This window comes from Mucilaginibacter sp., from assembly GCF_035492695.1.
In the GTDB taxonomy this organism is placed as follows: Bacteria; Bacteroidota; Bacteroidia; order Sphingobacteriales; family Sphingobacteriaceae; genus Mucilaginibacter.
On record NZ_DATJJC010000033.1, the window covers coordinates 419,690 to 436,359 of the forward strand.

The window sequence follows — 16,670 nt, forward strand, 5'->3', positions numbered from 1 at the left end:
ACTACCCGTTATATATCTGGTACACCCCCGCTATTGTGCGTTTATCGGCAGAGCCCACAAGTATGGTGGCTATCTTCTTCTCGATCATCAGGTTTTCGGCCTGGCTGATATATTCCTCCGGATCGACAATGATCGGGTGCGCGGTCATCATCTCATGGATATGCAATTGTGACGTGTCCGGGTTACGTACCAATGCGCGGCGCAGGTCGCCGTCTGTTACTACGCCCTCAATTAAGCCCGGGTGCCCTACAATCACCAACCCCAGCTTTCCTTCCGACATCCGCAGCAACAACTCCGTAAACGAAGCATTTTTATCAATAAACGGCAGGTTGTCCCTGCGCATCAGGTCTTTCACTTTAACCACTAATTTGCGGCCCAGGCTGCCCCCTGGATGAAACCTCGCAAAATCCTCGTGCTGAAACTGCCGGGTTTCCATCAGGGCCATCGCCAGTGCATCACCCATAACCAAAGTAGCTGTGGTAGATGATGTCGGTGCCAGTTCCAGCGGACAGGCCTCACGCGTAATGCACACGTTCAGATGATGGTCGCTGTTTTTAGCTATGGTCGAATTTGGGTTGCCTGTAATACTGATGATCTTGTTATTGTTCCATTTCAGGAACGGGATTATCTTTAGTACCTCATCGGTCTCGCCAGAATAAGATATCAGGATCACGATGTCATTACTCTCCACCATCCCCAGGTCGCCGTGAAAAGCCTCGCCGGGGTGTAAAAAGAAGCTCGGGGTACCCGTGCTAGCCAAAGTAGCGGCAATCTTTCTGCCGATCAAACCTGATTTTCCAACGCCCGCCACGATCAGCTTTCCTTTCGATTCCAGTATAGCTTCTACTGTCCCGGTAAAATCATTATCCAGCGATGCCGCCACATACTTCAGCGACTCAATCTCGATATCAAATACTCTTTTGGCTATTTCCTTCATGGCATCACCCCAAACCCTCTCCGGTAGAGAGCAGCTTTTAATACATTTTTTAATTAAAAAAATCTCCCCTACCGGGGGAGATTTAGAGGGGGCTAAAGTAACGGCTTTATAACCTCTTCCAGTTCATGCAGCTTCACCATGTTAGGCCCGTCGCTCAGCGCGTTATCTGGGTCGGGGTGTGTTTCCATAAAATAACCGTCTGCCCCAAAAGCTTTGGCTGCCAGCGCCATCATGGGCACAAAAGTACGGTCGCCGCCGGTTTTGCCTCCGGCACCGCCGGGCCGCTGTACAGAATGCGTGCAATCCATACAAACCGGGTGCCCAAATTTTTTAAGATCATAAATATTCCTGAAATCAACTACCAGGTTATTGTAACCGTACATATTACCGCGCTCGGTCAGTATTACCTGCTCGTTCCCCGCTTCCACAACTTTCTGGGCCGGGTAAAACATGTCCTGCCCCGAAAGAAACTGTGCTTTTTTAACATTTACTATTTTTCCTGTTTTTGCTGCCGCGACCAGCAGATCGGTCTGGCGGCACAAAAACGCCGGTATCTGCAAAACATCAACCACTTCGGCAGCTATGGCAGCCTGCCCGGGTTCGTGAATATCCGTAATTACCGGCAAGCCGAAACGCTCCTTTACATTTTGCAGCATTTCCATTCCCTTTTCAATGCCCGGCCCGCGGTACGAATGTATCGACGTGCGGTTAGCCTTATCGAACGAAGATTTAAATACCACGGTTACCGGGTACTTCTGCCCTATTTCAGCCACTTTTTCGGCCACGGTATAAAGCAGGTCCTGGTTTTCCATTACACAAGGACCTAATATAAAGAACGGCTTCTGCCGTATCTGTTCAAACAAATTCATGTGCAAAGATGGTAATTTTTAGCCTCACCCCAAGCCCTCCCCGGTAGACGGCGGCTCAAATTTAGTATTATTATAAAAAGTCGCCTCCTTTAGAGAGGATTTAGGTGAGGCATAGCTAACTTTGCATCATGATCAACTACTTCGAATTCTACAATATTCCTGAGTCTTTTCATCCCGATGTTGCTTCGCTCAAAAAGAAATTTTATGAATTAAGCAAGCAATATCATCCCGATTTTTATGCCAACGAGTCCGGCGAAAAGCAGCAGGAAATACTGGAGCTTTCCACCATAAACAACAAAGCCTGGCAAACGCTGTCCGACCCGGCAAAGCGTTTGGAGTATATCCTTCGCCAGCACGAACTATTAGTCGACGGCGCCAAACCCCAGCTCCCGGCCGACTTCCTGATGGAGATGATGGACGTTAACGAGCGCCTGATGGAGGTAGATGATGCCGGACAACTTGCAACTATTAACAACGAAGTAATGGCGGTGGATGACGATATAAGCACCCAACTGCATAAGCTAACCGCTGATTATCACACGCTTGACGACACCGCCAAAGAAAGCCGACTGAACGAAATACTGGATATTTACTATCGCCAAAAATATTTGTTGCGGATTAAAGAGAGTTTAAATACATTTGCAGCCCGGTTTTGAACGAATTAATCCACCGTTCATATTAAAACTGGCCCAGATGGCGGAATCGGTAGACGCGCTGGTCTCAAACACCTGTGGTCGCAAGGCCGTGCCGGTTCGACCCCGGCTCTGGGTACCGAAAAAAAAGCTTCAGATTTTCTGAAGCTTTTTTTTATAGGCATGTGCCATCGGTTTATAAAGATACTTCCTATAATCTTAACATCTAATGTCAAGCCTGTATCCTTTGCCGCGTACAACTACAATGTTGATATTCGGATCAAAATCTAATTTTTTTCTGAGTTTTGATATAAACATATCCAGGCTGCGCCCAACGATAACACCTTCATCTTCCCATAGCTCTTTTTGCAGGCGGCTTCTCTCTATGGTCTGGTTAGGCGATGACGCGAAAATATGCAGCAGGCGCGTTTCCGTACCGGTTAGCTCCATTGTCTTTCCATTTATGATGAGCTTCCGATTTTTGGCATCAAACAGCACCGAACCCAAAGTGAAGGTATTGGTATGTTGACCGTCAGGTAAAACTCTTCTCAGCTTAACAGATCTAAAAAAGATAAAGCCAACAAATGCTAAAAATGGCAGGCTGCCCAGGATATACCCGTTCTTTGCAGCAATTACATCCGCAGGTTTAAATTTGAAATCGATGCGGTAACGTGCCGAAGGCTGCACCCTCCCTCTGCAGGGTACAATATCGTCTTTTTTATTTGGGGATATAGCGTATCCGTAGGTTGCACTTGTGTTGCCGCCGTTCAGAACGTTAACCACATAATTGTTTGCAAGCGGATCTTTAGCTAAAAGCCGCCTGGTAGTGTTCACCAGGTAATCCGGTTGAAAAGTAAGTTCCTTCTCAAACCTTACCTGGTATTCATTTTCTGATATCTTTTCTACAGGGAGTACCCTTGATGTACTATCGCCCGACTTTAAGAGCAGCTCGTGCCCGATGTTGCGGAGCAAAATTTCCCTTCTGGCGATATTAAAATCGTCATTGCCGGTCATACTGAAAGCCGCGCAGATCGCACCACCAAGCAAGAGCAATGTTAATCCGCAAAGGTATTTGCGTTTCCCGGATAGTAGATTCAGGCGGTTCCACATATTGATAAAATTTATTTACAAAGTTTACAATTTTATTTACAATCTAAGTTCTTCAGGCTGAAATATATCAAAGTAATTTTGCTGAATAAACTTTAAAAGGAGATAAAGCTACGTCATCTATTAAACCTGCAAAAAACATGAAAAAAATTATTTATGTGCTGATCTTACCGCTGGTTGTGGTAAGCGGACTGGTATTTGCAAATCGTGAAGTAAAAAATGAAGCTTCTAAAAAATCAATCTCAAAGCCTCTTTCTGCTGCCGAACGGAAAGCTGCCTTGAAAAAATGGGAGGCTACCCGTGACGGTATAAAGTACAAAGAATGGGAAGCGTCTCCCGAAGGTAAAAAAGTGTATGCCGGCGCTGCCAAAATATGGAAGCACACTAAGGATAGTACCAATATGGAGGCTGTTGTAACTTCTCTTTCTCTTCCGCCAGGCTCAAGATTAGGTTTCGGAGTGATGGTGAAGATCAACGACGTTGATTATATCCTTAGTTTTGGGCTGGAAGACTTTGACAGCAATTTTTTGAACGTTAACAATGAATTTAAGCAATTGCATACCCTGCAGGTTAACGACAGGATAACTATAAGAAGCCATAACGTATCGTACGCGCCCAAGTATTCCTATCCAATCGTATCCGGCGACTATGTTGAACGCGATAGTAAAATAATTTACAAACGCGCCCCACGCAAAGGCGGTTGCTAAGTAATAATTATGAAATACACACGGGCGTTACTTCCCGCCGGATATGCGGATATTTTTCGCCTTATCGAAATTTGCTAAACAAGTATCCAGCGGTTTACCTTGTTTATAAATGCAATCGCAGAAAACCTGGCAAGCCGCGGGGTTTTTGCTGGAAGCGCATTGGTTCCGGCATTCTGCTTCAGAGTTACCCGGCACTATCTCGTACAGATAGAAAGTACCTGCAATGATAAGGGCCACGACTGCAAAAGAGCCGCCAAAAAACACAAACCGCAGTCGTTTACCCAGGGGCTTTTTTAATGCAGGAGGAACACTTTCAGACTGCTTAAATGGCAAAACGTGCTTTAAACGGTCATAATCCCAGGCCAATAAAAACAAGCTTGCCAATAACATCATCGTAACACCCCGGGTGCCGTCAAAGCGGGTAGCATAAGTAAGCACGCAAATATTGAGCACGAAGGGAAAATACATCAGTGCGCCAAGCAGTGAAGTTCTCGGGATCAGCAGAAATATAGCGGTTATGATCTGGGCAATTCCGATAAAGGTATAGTAATATCCTGTCAGGTGTAAAGCCTCGAAGTAATGCCCTAAGGGGTTGTTGGCGGGCAGGCCGGCGGCAAATCTTTCACCAATGATCTTGATATAACCTGCCGGTATAAAACTCGCCGCCAGCGCCACGCGGCAAAATATGGCAAACCGCTTAAACCATAGGTCTGCCCTTGCCTCGTAGTATATTTCTTCAATCCTGCTCATGCTTTTTTTCGGGGAATTAATTGGGTCAGGAGAAAATGAAGCAGCAATGCTATGGCACTCCAGTATAAGGCACAGGCCAGCCCCCGGATCGGGGGCGCCGGGTCGGGGTCGTTTAATATTGGAGCCAGTGGCCCAACCAGAACAACTTTGACAGGATATATAATGCCGGCTAAAGTGCGCTGCCAGGCTATTGGCGAATTAGTGCCGGCAAACCAGTCGCCGTTTACGGGGTGCAACAGTAAGTTGGTGATACCAATAAAGACGAACGCCGAGACGACGAAAATAATTACGAATTTTGTTCTTGAAACTTTCATACGATGAAATATCTGGAAGCTTAAAAAGTTCTTTGTATTACAAAGTAAAATAAAGAACTTTGCATTTCAAAGTGTCGGTGGAACTTTTTATTCTTTAGCTATTCTTTAAGGCCTTATTATTATTTGGAAAACCTCTATTCAGAAACACTGAGATTCAAACCACTATCAAATCCGGAAAAGTCGGCACGAAGCTCGCGCGATGTAATGTGTAATGTATCCCCAAATCGCTTTACTTCAAGGTAATGAAACGCCGGTTTATAGTTTTCAGCAAGGTCGTGCGTCCGGTCGTTATTGCTGTTAAGCGGCTGATGCAGCCCGCCACCGCCACCGATTACTAAAAAATCCTTGCCATTAACCTTAAAGCGTTCAAAATTGTGTGAATGACCTGAAAGGAAAAGTACGCACTTTTTAGATCTAACGAACGGCGGAACAAAGTTCTTTTGAACAGGCTCGGAAGGCTTTACGATACGGCTGTTAGTATATGGCGAATGATGGCAGCCGACAATAACAAACCGGATAGCCGGGTCGTTGTCAAGCGCCTTGAGTTTATTTTGGTACCATGTATTTTGATTACCGGTTTCTTCTTCTGTCATCGCCGCAAAATTGGAATTGAGCAGTATAACCGCCACCGAATCTACAACTTCGGTATAGCCGGCAGGATTGTACATTGGGAACCTTACTTGGAAGTTCTTTGTCCCTTTTTTAGTATTGAACATTACCTCGTGGTTGCCAAGCGTCGCATACACGGGTATTGAGTCTTGCGAAGTTTGCCGGATATACCGGTCTATGTTTTTCCAGGCCTTATTGCTTTTGCCAAGGGAAACTACATCGCCCAGGATAAAAAAGGCCGACGGGCGCAAATGATCAATATCCTCAAAAATAAGTCTTGTGGCCTCCAGGTTATGATCAGCCTTCAGGAACAACTTTTCTATCTTCATCGGTTCCTGTGTATCGCTGGCAAAAGCTATAACCGGCTTTTTTTCCTGGCAGAATGCCAGCGAGGGAAATAGAAGTGCTGTAAGCGACAAAAGATAGCAAGCAGCGCGCATGGAAATATAACGTAATTAATACGATTTTGATACAACCGCCCGGCTACTTTGCAAACTCCCCAAAGTGCCAGAGTACTCCCGATGGGTCGTGCACGAAACATTCCCTGCCCCAATCGTAACTTTTGATGGGTGTTATCCGTGCCCCTTTATATTTCGATGGCAGGTCCAGCGCTACCAGTTCACCCCAAAAACGGTCGACATCATCTACCTCCATAAATACCATCAGGTTATCTATCCAATCTTTTACATAGCCGTCCTGCAGGTAAAAGCCCAGGTCCCCGCTTTTAAAAAGCGACATGTTTGGAAACAGTATTTTCTCCTCAAACCCCAGGTCACGGTAAAAACTGCGCGAAAGCTCAAAATTCTCTGCGCCGATAAACGGCCTTATTGATTTAGCGTTATGGTTCATTTTCTAAAATTATGAAAAATAGGTATTAAGTTTGTTATGAAAAACAAACCCGCTACATGCCATTTTTATCGCGCATATCGCTTCCTCCTATGCAGAATGGCGGTTACGTACAGCATATTCCGAGCCTTGCCAAAGGCCTGCAGCTCACTTTAAAAAACAATGTTACTTTTTTTGTAGGCGAGAACGGATCGGGTAAATCTACCATGCTCGAAGGTATAGCTGAACAATGCGGGTTCAATCTCCGCGGGGGCAACCGTAACCATAACAGGAATACCGGCTACCGGTTTGAAGGTTATGAATCGGCACTGGCAGCACACCTGCAATTGTCCTGGACACCAAAAAGGATCACCGAGGGCTTTTTTATGCGGGCCGAAAGCTTTTTCAATTTCGCGTCCTACATTGATGAATTGGCGGTTGAGGATGGACGCATCTACCAGGCTTACGGCGGGCGGTCGCTGCATCAGCAATCACATGGTGAGTCGTTCCTTTCCCTGTTCAACAATCAATTTGAATCCGGTATCTATATCCTTGACGAACCGGAGGCTGCATTGTCACCGGCCCGGATACTTGCTTTTATGTCGGTTATGAACCAGCTTGACCGCGGCGGCCGCGCCCAATTTCTGATAGCAACCCATTCGCCCATGCTTATCTGTTATCCCGGCGCAACTGTTTATCAGTTTGATGAAACCGGCGTGCGCGAAACAAATTATCAGGATACTGAGCATTTTTATCTCACGAAATCGTTTCTTGATAACCCAGCTGCGTATCTCCGCCATTTAATGGGAGATAGTTGATTTTACGGCTTTTGTTGTTTAATCTGATGTTTATTCCAACCGACACAGTTTAAAACACTTAACATAAAGATAATATTTGATTTATATTTATGTAACTTACATTTGACATCAAACTCCGTTATGAAAAAAGAAAAATCTCAGGCACAGGGAAAAGGCGCCAAAAAACAGATTAAAGAATCCATTCAAAATCGCCTCGAAAAATTCCTCACGACAATAGCAGGTGAACTCGGCGACAAAACACATATCGACATTGAAAAGGAATCCAAAAAACTGGCTAAAAAGCTGGTTAAGGGTTTGGCTTTGAAAGAAGCTTCTAAACCGGTTAAGGCTGCGCCTGTTAAAGAAGCAATTGCTAACGCGGCGCCTGATGCGGCCGCAAAGCCAACCAAAGTGTCAAAACCGGCGCGTGCAACTAAAAAAACTCTTGCTAAGGCAGCTGTTACAAAACCCGCCCCTGCAAAGGTCGAACCCGCACCAAAAAATACCGTAAAACCTGCTGTGCCAAAAGCAGCTAAAAATGGCGCCGCAAAACCGGCCAGGAAATAATTAAGGGTTAATTACAATACCTTACAAAACCGCAGTGTGTTGCCGTCGCTGTCGGTTACGTAAAACTCCCGTGTTCCCCAGGTTTGGTCAAGCGGCCCCTGGTGCACGGGCGATTCTTTTTTGCGGGATGTATCAAGACCCCGGCCAATATATTTTTGGAACAGGTCATCTACATCATCCACCCAAATATTTACCACTGAACCAAACAGGCTTTCGCTTTCATAAGTGGTTAGTTGTAGTTCTGCGCCACCTCTTACCAGGTCGGCACCTCCCCAGCTATGGGCGTCTTCTTCTGCGTATGGTAATTCAAAATCCAGCACTTTTGTATAAAACGCCATGGCCTGTTTAAGGTTGCGAATCTTGAATACGGGTACTATCTTTGTGTTCATTATAACTATACCGGCATTGGATGCCATCCTGCAAAAGGTTTCACCGTCGCACAGTTCGGTCCGCCGTCCTTTCCCTTTCCTGGCACCTTTGCTTCCAGTATTAGTTTATCGTCAAACCTTACATTTTCAATAACACTTTCTGATATCTCTCTTAACGGAATTTTTAGCCGCCGCCCCCATTCCGATTCCGGGTTGCCGGCATAAGTACCAATGTCAAGGTAAATAAACCGGTCGCCTTTATTGCCCTGTACAAAAGGCCCGGCAAAGTCGGTAATGCCGTTCTTGTCTTTTCTTATCATGACCGGAAAGTCAAACAGCAGGTTGCCGCCGCCCGACACTTGTTTTTGTACGGTTTCATAATTGTTGCCCGAACCCGATTGCAGGCCAAAATCAACACCTGCCGGCGGGTCCGTCAGGACGATACGCAAAAGCAAACTATCATTCATGAGCGTAAATTTAAGGATAGCTTCGGTATTTAAAAAGGCTGAATAACCCTGCCTCATCCGCCCCCCGCGAATGTCGCAAACAGCCCATACATCTGGCCGTATACGCCATGTATCTTTGACCATATAAAGCATCAGTTAAAAACTTAAAAGAAAACATTATGCAACAGATCACTCCTTTCCTTTGGTTTGAGAACCAGGCCGAGGAAGCCATGAATTTTTATCTTTCCGTATTTAAAGACTCAAAAGTTACCCGGATAAACCGATACGGCGAAGCCGGACCCGGTACGCCCGGCGATGTAATGTATGTCGAATTTCAATTGAACGGGGTAGGTTTCGCAGCGCTTAACGGCGGACCTTTATTTAAATTCTCGCCGGCCATATCTTTTTTTATTCATTGCGAAACACAGGAGGAAATTGATCATTATTGGGATAAATTGGGTGATGGCGGCAAAACCAATCAGTGCGGCTGGCTCGATGATAAATTCGGTGTTACCTGGCAGGTGGTGCCTAATATCATGGGTAGGTATCTCAACGATCCGGACCCTAAAAAGGTGAGCTCTGTAATGAAGGCTATGATGCAAATGACTAAATTCGACATAGCAAAATTAGAGCGGGCTTATGAGCAGGCATAACGAGGTTACACCTCACACCATTGACGAATACATAGCTATGCAGCCCGAAGCTTTTCAGCCGGCGCTGCATCAGCTTCGGTCCATTATAAAGGCCCTGGCGCCACAGGTTATCGAATCGATCAGCTACCAGGTGCCGTGTTTTAAATATCACTATATGCTCGTCGGTATTGGGGTAAATAAAAATTTCTGCAGTTTATATACTATGAGCCCGCCGCTGGTAAAAAAAATGAAGGATGACCTGAAAGGAATAAAGCTTTCCGGCGCAACTATTCATTTTCCACCAGGTGCGTCGTTGCCTGTTACACTTATAGAGAAAATTTTGAGGGCAAGAATGCAGGAGAATGAGGTAAAAGCTATGTCAAAAAAATAGCCGCAATAGCGGCTATCCCGTATTATAAAATGGAACGTCGCTTATTGGCGATTTTCCTGTCATTATCGCGGTTCGAGGTTTGGTCCGGTCGTTGTCCGCCACCGTTACTTATTCCTCTTGATTTCATGGCTTCTGCGTGATTTGAGAAACCCCTGTCCGAAGTCGGCTTGCCTTGCATGCCGGCGCTCCCCTTTTCGCTTTGCTGCACTTTCATTCCCTTTTGTATTTATAATTATATCCTGTATATTAAAACATCCTACTGCAAAGTTGTTTTATAAAAGAATTATTACCGGTTGATGAAAGCTGATCCTCTGTCCTATATAATTGAATTCAAGCTATATGCATATTTAAGCCTCGTGCTTTTAATGACCTTTGCCTTTCCTTTTAACGGCGGCGCGCAGCGGTATTTCAATCCGTATCCCACGCACCTTAAAGACTCCTCCTATCACTACCTGCAGCCCGATATTCCAAAAAAACATTTTGGCCGCGCCGCTACCGAATTGGTGCTGGCTGAGATAGTTCCCTGGACAATTGATCGTTATATCCGGAAAGCTGATTATGCAAAAATATCTTTCAAAACGGTGGGCCATAATTTGAGCCTTAACAATTGGGCATGGGATAACGATGAATTTCAAACCAACCAGTTCGGTCATCCTTATCATGGCAATTATTTTTTCAATACATTTCGAACAAATGGCTACAGCTTCTGGCAGTCGGCCCCGGCAGCCTTTGTGGGGAGTTATATTTGGGAAACCACTGCCGAAAACCAGGCACCTGCCCCCAATGATTTTATTAATACCAGCTTTGGGGGAATAATCCTGGGCGAAATGACCTACCGCCTGTCCAATAAAATTGTCAATAACCGTTCGCGCGGACTTAAGCGTCAGGCCAGCGAAGTACTTGCATTGCTGGTTAATCCGGTAAATGGTATCAACCGTCTGCTCGACGGCAAATGGGGCAAAATCTACGGCAATTCTACCGATCATGATTCTTCACGCCTCCAGGTAGAATTTGACGCAGGCTTAAGGAATTTTAGTGTGAACAATAAAAGCCCCTTTCAGAATGGGCATTTTGGCTGGTATGGCCGTATCAAGTTATTATATGGAGATGCTAACGAAAATTTTAAAGTGCCATTTACCAATATTACTGTCCTTACCGAATTTGGGCAGGATGACAGCACCAAACTAAACATCGTAAGCGTTTATGGCTCGTTAACCGGTTGGAAAATATATGGCAAAAACAATACACATCTCGCTATCCTTTCAGCAAATTATGACTATTACCATAATGCCGCATTTTTTTTCGGGGCGCAAAGTGTAAAAATGAATTTGTATTCCCAGTTCAACCTTCCCGGCAAGTTTGTACTTAACACTTCTTTTGGATTAGGGCCAGTTCTTTTGGCCGCTGTGCCCGATCCTCATCTTTATAACGGCCGTAATTATGACTATGGCCCGGGTTTTGCCGTTAATGCCGGTGGCAGGGTAAGTTTCGATTCCAGGATCTCGCTTGGCGTTAATTATCGGGGCGGCTGGATGAAAACCTTGAACGGTAACAAGTCCGATTACTTCCTGCATGCTATTTCCAATGAATTTATTTACACCCTGCTGCATGGATTTTCCCTTGCTGCCGAGGCCGGTTATTTCAATTTGCACGGCAATTATGCTGATTTTGACGATACGGATAAAAAATACCCCTATGTTCGCCTGTCGGTAAGGTTTATTACCGGCTACAACAAAAGCATTATAAAACAATAATGAAGATATTTCAACAGGAGATCGGTCTGCGCGAACGCAGGCGGGGTTTTCATTTAATAACAACTGAGGTAATAAATGCTTTACCGCAAGTCGTCGAGATCAAAACAGGTATGTGCCAGATTTTTATTCAACACACTTCGGCATCACTTTGCATTAACGAAAATGCCGACCCTACAGTAAGGCAGGATTTTGAAATGTACTTTAATAAAGCTGTGCCCGAAGGCGATCCGGATTACCTGCACGATGATGAGGGTCCTGATGATATGCCCGCACACCTCAAAGCTGCTTTGTTGGGTAGCTCTGTTAGCATTCCTATTCGCAATGGCCGTTTGGCTCTCGGTACGTGGCAAGGCATTTACCTCTGCGAGCATCGTAATTACGGTCACCGGCGCAGTATTATAATAACGGCCTGGGTGAATAAATCTATACAATGAACCAAAACGTTGATCCTTCTCCTTCGGTACTGTTAACACCTATTTCCCCATTGTGCCGCTTAATTATCTCCGAAGAGATATACAGCCCAAGGCCTATACCGGTAAAATATTTTGAGGAATTATCCACACGATAAAAACGATCAAAAATATGTTCGATCTTATTCGTTGGGATGCCAATCCCGCGGTCTATCACCTCTACTTTTACGCTGCCGTCCCGCAGTTTGGCAACGGCAATTGTAACCGGCTTACTTTCATCCGAGTACTTGAAAGCATTGGTCAATAAATTGCATACAACCTGTTCAAGCCTGTTCCGGTCGGCATGTATCATCACTACTTTGTCGCCTTCTATATTTACCTCATGCCTGTCATCCACTGCGCATTGTTCCACCGCTTCGCCAACCATTTCCATCAGATCGAAATCAGTTTTTACCAGTTCAAGTTTTCCTCCCTGTATCCTGGTTACATCCATAAGATCATGAATTATCTCCGTCAGTTTGTTTACTTGTTTTATCGCCTTGCCAATAAATGGAGCCGCCTCCAGCATGTTTTCGTTTTTATCTGCCATCCGCTCGATAATTTGCAGTGAAGCCTTAACGCTCGTGATCGGTGTTTTCAACTCGTGGCTGGCAATACTCATAAACTCATCTTTCCGGGCCATTAGTTCTTCTGCAGCACGTTGCATTATCAGCCGCGTTTCGGCCTCCTGTTCCGCCTTTTTCCGCTCGGTTATTTCGGCCTCCACGTCACTCAATGTCCGCAGGTTATAAACCATTGGCAATATTTTATACAAAGCATACACCGTGAAAATAGAAACGATCCCTGTTAGCATCCTGACAAACGCACTCAGGCGGTAAGCTGGCCACCAAAATATAATAGCATCTAACAAATGTGTGGTACCGCACAACAAAATAAAGGCGATAAATAAAAAGAATACGGTATGAAATGGGATATCTTTTCGTTTTTTTACCATCCTGTAAAGCAGGAAAGGAATGGCAAAATATGCCGCCCATATCGAAAGGTCCGATAGTATATACAGCCACCCATGAAAATCGGTCCAGGTACCGCAATGCCATCGCGGTGGCCAGTCGATGGTACTGAACATTTTAACAAAGAACTCCTTCACTTGTCCAAAAAAGCTGAGATTTCGCTGATCACCTATGGCTGTATGCTTATTGCACATGGAATCGCAAACAGCACTGCCATGCGGCAGTGCCCTGTGTGTAATATCTGTCATAGTGGATGTTATTGTTAGGGCGAGACAAAATTAATGATTACGCACCTGATTACGTGCATAATACATCTTTTTTCAAATCGAATTATCGTCTTAGCTTATGCCCCCAGGCCGCATAATACAGAATAAAGAGATAGATGGGCAGCAGGATTACATAAGCTGTACGGGCTGTGAAAACATCGATGAGATGCCCATAAAGCAAAGGGATAACTGCGCCTCCGGCAATACCCATCACCAGCAGCGATGAACCTACTTTGGTAAACTTACCCAACCCGTTCAAAGCTAAAGGCCAAAGAGCAGGCCACATAAGTGCATTGGCAAGCCCTAATAAAGCAATACAGAAAACAGATACATAACCATTGGTAACAATTGCCAACACGCTGAAAACAAATCCTAATATGGCAGAAACAACCAACGCGGCGTTTTGGCTGAAATATTTGGGAATGCAGAAAATGCCCACGAAATAACCCGCTATCATACATATCATAGTGCAGGTAGCAAAAAACTTTGCTGTCGATAACAGGATATGCTGCGACGACCCATAACCGATAATAGAATCCGCAGACAGTACTTCGGCTCCTACATACAAGAAAAGGGCCAGTACTCCCAAAAGCAAATGCGGGAATTGGAAAATGCTGGTTTTATTGGTATTAGCTAAAGCTGTGCTTTCATCCTCCTTTTCAGTATTGATCTCGGGTAAAGTTGAAAAGTAGATCAGTACCGCCAACACGACCAGCGCCACCATAATGCAGATATAGGGTACTATAACACGCGATGCAAGTTCGTTTAACAGCGGAATTTTACCGGCCGGACTAAGTGTCGTCAATGTGATCTTAAGTTGATCAACGTTTTTCAGGGCGACAGAACCCAGTGCAATAGGCGCTATGGCACCGGCAAACTTATTGCAAATACCCATAATGCTGATTCGCCTAGCCGCGCTTTCAACTGGGCCTAAAACCACCACATAAGGATTGGAAGCAGTTTGTAATATTGAAAGACCGGCGCCCTGCACGAAAAGGCCGGCGAGAAAAAACATGTAAGTGCGTGTTAAAGCTGCCGGGATAAATATCACCGCACCCACCGCCATAATGAGCAGCCCAATGGCCATGCCCTTTTTGAACCCAAACACTTTCAACACCCAGGTTGATGGCGCAGCCATAACTAAGTAAGCTATATAAAATGCAGATGCCACCAAATACGATTCCAGGTTATTTAGCTGGCAGGCGATCTTCAGATAAGGCACCAAAACTGAATTGAGCCAGGTCACAAACCCGAATATGAAAAAAAGCGCGCCAATAATAGCGATCGGGCTAAATATAGCGGGCTTTTGAGATTTATTAACAACCGGGGTAAATTCCTGCATAGCTTTCAATTAGATTATCAATGATAACGAAAAATCCGTTTATTATCTTAGCGCCACAGCCACCATATACCACGATGCGTGTGGCAACCATTGTTCGGCCCAGCGCCAGTCGTTATCCTTGCCGGTTTGGGAATAAGGTAAATTAAGATCGATATCGTCTTCATCGTTCAACCCTGAAGTAATACCGTTGACAATACCACCCGGTGCATTAGTATATTCAAACGTTCCGAAAAAACCATAAGCCGGGTTATTATGCCCCACACCTTCCAGCATGCACGAATCGAATGGATTAAGCCCCAATATCCAGTTCAGCTGGTCGGTTGCAAAGCGTTCCAGCTGATCGTGAAATATTTTATTATTGTTAAATAAAGGCGCAGCCATTCGTGCGGCCGCAGCCATCGAACTTAAACGGGCGTTTTCTCCCTGCCACCAGGGCGAAGCATCGCTGCCATGCGGAAAAAAGAAGGCGCTCTTACGGTTCCCCAATGTGTCCTGCGTCAATTGGCGACTATATCCGAAAGGATTATTTACTTCTGATGTTATTGCCAGCTCAAATTTAAAAGATCTTTTAACCGAATTTTTGATGCGGTTTTTTGTCGCTTCCGAAGCGCAAGGGTAATATTCGAGCAAACTTACAACCGGCAAACCGGCATCGGACGGGTGAAAGAATGGCCTGTCCTTGTCATCGGCACGCCAGTAGTCCCTGTAGTTTTTCCATGAAACGAACCTGCCCATTAGGCTGCTCGCCCTTTTTTCGGCAGCGGCTTTATACGTTTCATTTTGGGTAGCCTTGTACAATTCGGTTGCTGCCATCAGGGCACAATAATCATCCAGGATGTTTTCCTTGCCGTCATTTGTCATCGCGATATTATTCCTTTCGAGAAAATCAAAGGCATTTTCTGCGGCTTTCAAATAGTCGGCATTCGTGTAATCACCGGAGACCTTGTAAGTTGAAGCCATGGCTAACGCGGCAATAGCTACACCCCCGCCTGAGCGATAACTGCACTGGTAACTGCGCCAATTGGTATCCAACGAATGGTTTTTAAACGAATCATCGTTTTTCGATACCTTGATACGGTAACTTTTCCCTTCCGGGCCAATAGCGCGGTCCTGCGGCAATTTCCCCGGGCCGGGTGCGCCCACCGAGCGGTAGAACGCGCCGCCCTTAGCCTGCATACGGCAAAGGTAATCGGCCCCGTACATCGCTTCGTCCAGCAGCCGCCTGTCGAACTGGCGAAAGTCTGTACCCGGGCGTTTGCTTAGCAATTCATACGTTTTGAACAGGCTCCAGGCTGTAAAGGATATTTGCTGCGGATTGAAATAGGATGAAAATGTCAGATGCGAGAGATGCTTGCCATAATCGCCGGTAGCATCATACCATCCGCCATGGGCATCCACGGTATCGGGCCGGCCCTGCAAATGAGAATGCCTGTCCGCCTTATCCAATAGCCCTGAACTTCTTTGCCCCTTGAAATAATAGATCACATCAGACAGCGTAGCCTGCTCCAATACATTTTTTCCAATAACGAACGGGTATGAGTAAATATACCCTTTGGGCGTTTGTACCCTTAATTTATAGTTGCCTTTGATAGCAAAATCGCTGAAATCCATCGTCCAGAATTGCCAATGCTTCCATTTATCTACCCCTCCGGTTGATATTGGCTGGCCGCTAAATACCTGCTGGTCAGTTTTGGCGTCGATCAATGAGAATGATGAAAATGCCAATTTCTCATCCGACACGATGACGGCCTTTTTAGCCTCATCTGATTCATAACCCACATGATTGGTTACGATCTTGACTGATTGTGCAAAAAGAAAGCCAGGCAAGAAAAAGCATACGAACAATATTTTGACTTTGTTAGGTAAGAGATTCATCATGATTATAATAATAAATAAAAAATGTCATTCGAACGATAGTGAAAAATCTTGAACATGCA

At 45.2% G+C, this 16,670-nt stretch carries 21 protein-coding genes and 1 tRNA gene; 9 read left to right on the forward strand and 13 right to left on the reverse strand.

The genetic code is table 11. The features are described 5' to 3' along the window. Position 1 precedes the first annotated feature (1 nt). Both VL525_RS22115 and kdsA read right to left on the reverse strand, forming a co-directional pair. The gene (locus VL525_RS22115) at positions 2–937 is read right to left on the reverse strand and encodes a KpsF/GutQ family sugar-phosphate isomerase (RefSeq protein ID WP_325389821.1); all 936 of its coding nucleotides are present in this window, start codon (positions 935–937) and stop codon (positions 2–4) included. Positions 938–1,029: 92 nt separating this feature from the next. After that, entirely contained in the window at positions 1,030–1,806 is a 777-nt protein-coding gene (gene kdsA, locus VL525_RS22120; protein WP_325389823.1) for a 3-deoxy-8-phosphooctulonate synthase, read from the reverse strand. A gap of 128 nt (positions 1,807–1,934) precedes the next feature. Here kdsA and hscB point away from each other — a divergent pair, with 128 nt between their 5' ends. Continuing rightward, positions 1,935–2,462 carry a Fe-S protein assembly co-chaperone HscB gene (gene hscB / locus VL525_RS22125; RefSeq protein WP_325389825.1) on the forward strand — a complete coding sequence of 176 codons (528 nt, stop codon included), beginning with the start codon at positions 1,935–1,937 and terminating at the stop codon, positions 2,460–2,462. Positions 2,463–2,493: 31 nt separating this feature from the next. Next, positions 2,494–2,577, forward strand: a tRNA-Leu gene (locus VL525_RS22130). A gap of 80 nt (positions 2,578–2,657) precedes the next feature. Here the strand turns inward: VL525_RS22130 and VL525_RS22135 are convergent. Further along, positions 2,658–3,548 (reverse strand): winged helix-turn-helix domain-containing protein, encoded by an 891-nt coding sequence (locus VL525_RS22135; protein ID WP_325389827.1) that lies wholly within the window; start codon positions 3,546–3,548, stop codon positions 2,658–2,660. A gap of 137 nt (positions 3,549–3,685) precedes the next feature. Here VL525_RS22135 and VL525_RS22140 point away from each other — a divergent pair, with 137 nt between their 5' ends. Beyond that, a complete protein-coding gene (locus tag VL525_RS22140) occupies positions 3,686–4,252 on the forward strand; it encodes a hypothetical protein (protein WP_325389829.1) in 567 nt (188 codons plus the stop codon). Positions 4,253–4,279: 27 nt separating this feature from the next. Here VL525_RS22140 and VL525_RS22145 read toward each other — a convergent pair whose 3' ends face one another. The 4 genes from VL525_RS22145 to VL525_RS22160 form a co-directional block, all read right to left on the reverse strand. Continuing rightward, complete coding sequence (locus VL525_RS22145) at positions 4,280–5,002, reverse strand: hypothetical protein (RefSeq protein WP_325389831.1); 723 nt, start codon at positions 5,000–5,002, stop codon at positions 4,280–4,282. Next, entirely contained in the window at positions 4,999–5,316 is a 318-nt protein-coding gene (locus VL525_RS22150; RefSeq protein WP_325389833.1) for a hypothetical protein, read from the reverse strand. The genes VL525_RS22145 and VL525_RS22150 overlap by 4 nt, the downstream gene beginning before the upstream one ends. A gap of 134 nt (positions 5,317–5,450) precedes the next feature. Next, a complete protein-coding gene (locus VL525_RS22155) occupies positions 5,451–6,365 on the reverse strand; it encodes a metallophosphoesterase (RefSeq protein WP_325389835.1) in 915 nt (304 codons plus the stop codon). A gap of 43 nt (positions 6,366–6,408) precedes the next feature. Further along, positions 6,409–6,774: a glyoxalase gene (locus tag VL525_RS22160; protein WP_325389837.1), complete on the reverse strand. Its 366-nt coding sequence runs from the start codon at positions 6,772–6,774 to the stop codon at positions 6,409–6,411. A gap of 56 nt (positions 6,775–6,830) precedes the next feature. Between VL525_RS22160 and VL525_RS22165 the strand changes: the two genes are divergently transcribed. Then, positions 6,831–7,568, forward strand: a complete 738-nt coding sequence (locus VL525_RS22165; protein WP_325389839.1) for an AAA family ATPase — start codon at positions 6,831–6,833, stop codon at positions 7,566–7,568. 120 nt (positions 7,569–7,688) lie between these two features. Beyond that, the gene (locus tag VL525_RS22170) at positions 7,689–8,114 is read left to right on the forward strand and encodes a hypothetical protein (protein ID WP_325389841.1); all 426 of its coding nucleotides are present in this window, start codon (positions 7,689–7,691) and stop codon (positions 8,112–8,114) included. An 11-nt stretch (positions 8,115–8,125) separates the two neighbouring features. Here the strand turns inward: VL525_RS22170 and VL525_RS22175 are convergent, their stop codons facing one another. Both VL525_RS22175 and VL525_RS22180 read right to left on the reverse strand, forming a co-directional pair. Next, the gene (locus VL525_RS22175) at positions 8,126–8,503 is read right to left on the reverse strand and encodes a VOC family protein (protein ID WP_325389843.1); all 378 of its coding nucleotides are present in this window, start codon (positions 8,501–8,503) and stop codon (positions 8,126–8,128) included. A 5-nt stretch (positions 8,504–8,508) separates the two neighbouring features. Then, positions 8,509–9,072 carry a DUF5990 family protein gene (locus tag VL525_RS22180; protein ID WP_325389845.1) on the reverse strand — a complete coding sequence of 188 codons (564 nt, stop codon included), beginning with the start codon at positions 9,070–9,072 and terminating at the stop codon, positions 8,509–8,511. 35 nt (positions 9,073–9,107) lie between these two features. Between VL525_RS22180 and VL525_RS22185 the strand changes: the two genes are divergently transcribed. Together VL525_RS22185 and VL525_RS22190 are read left to right on the forward strand one after the other, a co-directional pair. Next, a complete protein-coding gene (locus tag VL525_RS22185) occupies positions 9,108–9,581 on the forward strand; it encodes a VOC family protein (RefSeq protein ID WP_325389846.1) in 474 nt (157 codons plus the stop codon). Next, positions 9,568–9,951, forward strand: a complete 384-nt coding sequence (locus tag VL525_RS22190) for a DUF1801 domain-containing protein (protein WP_325389848.1) — start codon at positions 9,568–9,570, stop codon at positions 9,949–9,951. The genes VL525_RS22185 and VL525_RS22190 overlap by 14 nt, the downstream gene beginning before the upstream one ends. Positions 9,952–9,973: 22 nt before the next feature. On the opposite strand, the gene VL525_RS22195 is transcribed toward VL525_RS22190, so the two are convergent. Then, a complete protein-coding gene (locus VL525_RS22195) occupies positions 9,974–10,165 on the reverse strand; it encodes a hypothetical protein (protein ID WP_325389850.1) in 192 nt (63 codons plus the stop codon). An 82-nt stretch (positions 10,166–10,247) separates the two neighbouring features. On the opposite strand from VL525_RS22195, the gene VL525_RS22200 reads away from it, so the two are divergent. Beyond that, positions 10,248–11,705 (forward strand): DUF3943 domain-containing protein, encoded by a 1,458-nt coding sequence (locus VL525_RS22200; RefSeq protein WP_325389852.1) that lies wholly within the window; start codon positions 10,248–10,250, stop codon positions 11,703–11,705. After that, positions 11,705–12,139 (forward strand): secondary thiamine-phosphate synthase enzyme YjbQ, encoded by a 435-nt coding sequence (locus VL525_RS22205; RefSeq protein WP_325389854.1) that lies wholly within the window; start codon positions 11,705–11,707, stop codon positions 12,137–12,139. Before VL525_RS22200 ends, VL525_RS22205 begins: the two co-directional genes overlap by 1 nt. Here VL525_RS22205 and VL525_RS22210 read toward each other — a convergent pair. The 3 genes from VL525_RS22210 to VL525_RS22220 all read right to left on the reverse strand — a co-directional run bounded on the left by VL525_RS22210 (position 12,129) and on the right by VL525_RS22220 (position 16,611). Continuing rightward, positions 12,129–13,373, reverse strand: a complete 1,245-nt coding sequence (locus VL525_RS22210; protein WP_325389856.1) for a HAMP domain-containing sensor histidine kinase — start codon at positions 13,371–13,373, stop codon at positions 12,129–12,131. The two genes, VL525_RS22205 and VL525_RS22210, sit on opposite strands and share 11 nt — an antisense overlap. 82 nt (positions 13,374–13,455) lie before the next feature. Continuing rightward, positions 13,456–14,733 carry a sugar MFS transporter gene (locus tag VL525_RS22215; RefSeq protein ID WP_325389858.1) on the reverse strand — a complete coding sequence of 426 codons (1,278 nt, stop codon included), beginning with the start codon at positions 14,731–14,733 and terminating at the stop codon, positions 13,456–13,458. 42 nt (positions 14,734–14,775) lie between these two features. Continuing rightward, positions 14,776–16,611: a glycoside hydrolase family 9 protein gene (locus VL525_RS22220; RefSeq protein ID WP_325389860.1), complete on the reverse strand. Its 1,836-nt coding sequence runs from the start codon at positions 16,609–16,611 to the stop codon at positions 14,776–14,778. Positions 16,612–16,670: the final 59 nt, after the last annotated feature.

Coding starts and splice junctions, on each gene's coding strand:
- VL525_RS22115 (WP_325389821.1), bottom strand. CDS start 937: ATGAAGGAAATAGCCAAAAGAGTATTTGATATCGAGATTGAGTCGCTG.
- kdsA (WP_325389823.1), bottom strand. CDS start 1,806: ATGAATTTGTTTGAACAGATACGGCAGAAGCCGTTCTTTATATTAGGT.
- hscB (WP_325389825.1), top strand. CDS start 1,935: ATGATCAACTACTTCGAATTCTACAATATTCCTGAGTCTTTTCATCCC.
- VL525_RS22135 (WP_325389827.1), bottom strand. CDS start 3,548: ATGTGGAACCGCCTGAATCTACTATCCGGGAAACGCAAATACCTTTGC.
- VL525_RS22140 (WP_325389829.1), top strand. CDS start 3,686: ATGAAAAAAATTATTTATGTGCTGATCTTACCGCTGGTTGTGGTAAGC.
- VL525_RS22145 (WP_325389831.1), bottom strand. CDS start 5,002: ATGAGCAGGATTGAAGAAATATACTACGAGGCAAGGGCAGACCTATGG.
- VL525_RS22150 (WP_325389833.1), bottom strand. CDS start 5,316: ATGAAAGTTTCAAGAACAAAATTCGTAATTATTTTCGTCGTCTCGGCG.
- VL525_RS22155 (WP_325389835.1), bottom strand. CDS start 6,365: ATGCGCGCTGCTTGCTATCTTTTGTCGCTTACAGCACTTCTATTTCCC.
- VL525_RS22160 (WP_325389837.1), bottom strand. CDS start 6,774: ATGAACCATAACGCTAAATCAATAAGGCCGTTTATCGGCGCAGAGAAT.
- VL525_RS22165 (WP_325389839.1), top strand. CDS start 6,831: ATGCCATTTTTATCGCGCATATCGCTTCCTCCTATGCAGAATGGCGGT.
- VL525_RS22170 (WP_325389841.1), top strand. CDS start 7,689: ATGAAAAAAGAAAAATCTCAGGCACAGGGAAAAGGCGCCAAAAAACAG.
- VL525_RS22175 (WP_325389843.1), bottom strand. CDS start 8,503: ATGAACACAAAGATAGTACCCGTATTCAAGATTCGCAACCTTAAACAG.
- VL525_RS22180 (WP_325389845.1), bottom strand. CDS start 9,072: ATGGTCAAAGATACATGGCGTATACGGCCAGATGTATGGGCTGTTTGC.
- VL525_RS22185 (WP_325389846.1), top strand. CDS start 9,108: ATGCAACAGATCACTCCTTTCCTTTGGTTTGAGAACCAGGCCGAGGAA.
- VL525_RS22190 (WP_325389848.1), top strand. CDS start 9,568: ATGAGCAGGCATAACGAGGTTACACCTCACACCATTGACGAATACATA.
- VL525_RS22195 (WP_325389850.1), bottom strand. CDS start 10,165: ATGAAAGTGCAGCAAAGCGAAAAGGGGAGCGCCGGCATGCAAGGCAAG.
- VL525_RS22200 (WP_325389852.1), top strand. CDS start 10,248: ATGAAAGCTGATCCTCTGTCCTATATAATTGAATTCAAGCTATATGCA.
- VL525_RS22205 (WP_325389854.1), top strand. CDS start 11,705: ATGAAGATATTTCAACAGGAGATCGGTCTGCGCGAACGCAGGCGGGGT.
- VL525_RS22210 (WP_325389856.1), bottom strand. CDS start 13,373: ATGACAGATATTACACACAGGGCACTGCCGCATGGCAGTGCTGTTTGC.
- VL525_RS22215 (WP_325389858.1), bottom strand. CDS start 14,733: ATGCAGGAATTTACCCCGGTTGTTAATAAATCTCAAAAGCCCGCTATA.
- VL525_RS22220 (WP_325389860.1), bottom strand. CDS start 16,611: ATGATGAATCTCTTACCTAACAAAGTCAAAATATTGTTCGTATGCTTT.